General features: G+C 48.0%; 1 rRNA gene (cut by a window edge). It reads right to left on the reverse strand.

From position 1 onward, the window contains the following. Window positions 1-13: 13 nt before the first annotated feature. A 23S ribosomal RNA gene (locus tag HF324_RS30805) occupies window positions 14-2,500 on the reverse strand (it continues 396 nt past the right edge of the window).

A 2,500-nucleotide genomic window follows, 5' to 3' on the forward strand; every position in this document is an offset into this window, starting at 1 on the left:
GCAGTAATAAATAAAATTAAAGCTTACGGGCAATTAGTATTACTCGGCTGTGATGTTACCACCTTTACACCTGTAACCTATCAACGTCGTAGTCTGCGACGGCCCTTAAAAGTAAACTCATCTTGAAGCAGGTTTCACGCTTAGATGCTTTCAGCGTTTATCCTGTCCGTACATAGCTACTCTGCACTGCACCTGGCGGCACAACAGATACACCAGCGGTACGTACGACCCGGTCCTCTCGTACTAAGGTCATGTCTCCTCAATTTACTAACGATCACAACAGATAGGGACCGAACTGTCTTGCGACGTTCTGAACCCAGTTCACGTGCCACTTTAATCGGCGAACAGCCGAACCCTTGGGACCTTCTCCAGCCCCAGGATGTGACGAACCGACATCGAGGTGCCAAACCTCACCGTCGATATGAGCTCTTGGGTGAGATCAGCCTGTTATCCCCGGAGTACCTTTTATCCTTTGAGCGATGGCCCTTCCATACAGAACCACCGGATCACTTTAGCCTGCTTTCGCACCTGCTCGGCTTGTTTGCCTCACAGTCAAGCACCCTTATACTAATGCGCTCTGCGTACGATTACCAACCGTACTGAGGGTACCTTTGCGAGCCTCCGTTACCTTTTAGGAGGCGACCACCCCAGTCAAACTACCCACCAAACAATGTCTCCCCTTACAGGGATTAGACTCTAAATAACAGAAGGTTGGTATTTCAACGATGACTCCACAACTCCTGGCGAAGCTGCTTCACAGTCTCCCAACTATCCTACACATCTGGCATTCAAAATCAATGTTAAGTTGTAGTGAAGGTTCACGGGGTCTTTCCGTCCCGTTGCGATTAACCGGCATCTTCACCGATACTACAATTTCACCGAGCTCGTGGTAGAGACAGTGTACAACTCATTAGACCATTCGTGCAGGTCGGAACTTACCCGACAAGGAATTTCGCTACCTTAGGACCGTTATAGTTACGGCCGCCGTTTACTGGGGCTTCAGTCAGAAGCTTTGGATTACTCCGAACATCCTTCCTTAACCTTCCAGCACCGGGCAGGTATCAGGCTCTATACGTCATCTTTCGATTTTGCAGGGCCCTGTGTTTTTGTTAAACAGTTGGTTGTACCATTTTACTGAGACCACATTGCTGTGGTACGCTTTATCCCGAAGTTACAGCGTCAATTTGCCTAGTTCCTTTACCACGGATCACTCGAGCGCCTGAGAATACTCATCTCGACTACCTGTGTCGGTTTACGGTACGGGCTGTCATAAACGAACCTTAGAAGTTTTTCTTGGAAGTCTGATTAGGGACATTATCAGCGCTGCCGAAGCTTTGCTGTACTATCAGGTTCAGCACCATCTGCGGATTTACCTACAGTCGGTATACCTACACCCTTTAACGCACTATTCCGTAAGTGCGCAGTCCTTTCACTACTCCGTTACTCCATCGAATTTATAACAGGTACTGGAATATTCACCAGTTTGCCATCAGCTACGCCTCTCGGCTTTGCCTAAGGACCCGACTAACCCTGATCCGATTAGCGTTGATCAGGAACCCTTAGTCTTACGGCGATAAGATTTTTCATCTTATTTATCGTTACTTATGCCTACATTTTCTTTTCTAAACGCTCCAGCATGCCTCGCGACACACCTTCGATGCAGTTTAGAATGCTCCCCTACCGTCTAGTACCTAAATACTAGGCCTAAAGCTTCGGTTGTATGTTTGATGCCCGATTATTTTCCGTGCCCAAACCCTCGACCAGTGAGCTGTTACGCACTCTTTAAATGAATGGCTGCTTCCAAGCCAACATCCTGGCTGTTTTAGGATTTGAACCGCGTTTGTTCAACTTAACATACGATTAGGGACCTTAGCTGTTAGTCTGGGTTATTTCCCTCTCGGCCATGGACCTTAGCGCCCACAGCCTCACTCCTGGAGATTATGTTATAGCATTCGGAGTTTATTAGGGTTTGGTAGGCGGTGAAGCCCCCTAGCCCAATTAGTAGCTCTACCTCTATAACACGTCTATATCCAAGGCTGTTCCTAAAAACATTTCGGGGAGAACGAGCTATCTCTCAGTTTGATTGGCCTTTCACCCCTATCCACAGGTCATCCCATAGCTTTTCAACGCTAATGAGTTCGGACCTCCAGTTAGTTTTACCTAACCTTCATCCTGCCCATGGATAGATCACAAAGTTTCGCGTCTACCCCCACTGACTAAGCGCTCTGTTAGAACTCGCTTTCGCTGCGGCTCCGGTACTGAAGACCTTAACCTCGCCAGTGAGGAGTAACTCGTAGGCTCATTATGCAAAAGGCACGCCGTCACCATTACTGGCTCCGACCGCTTGTAAGCGCACGGTTTCAGGAACTATTTCACTCTCCTGTTCGGAGTACTTTTCACCTTTCCCTTACGGTACTGGTTCACTATCGGTATCTAAGGAGTATTTAGCCTTATCAGATGGTACTGACAGTTTCACACAGGATTCCTCTGGTCCCGCGCT

The sequence above is a fragment of the Chitinophaga oryzae genome, assembly GCF_012516375.2.
GTDB lineage: Bacteria > Bacteroidota > Bacteroidia > Chitinophagales > Chitinophagaceae > Chitinophaga > Chitinophaga oryzae.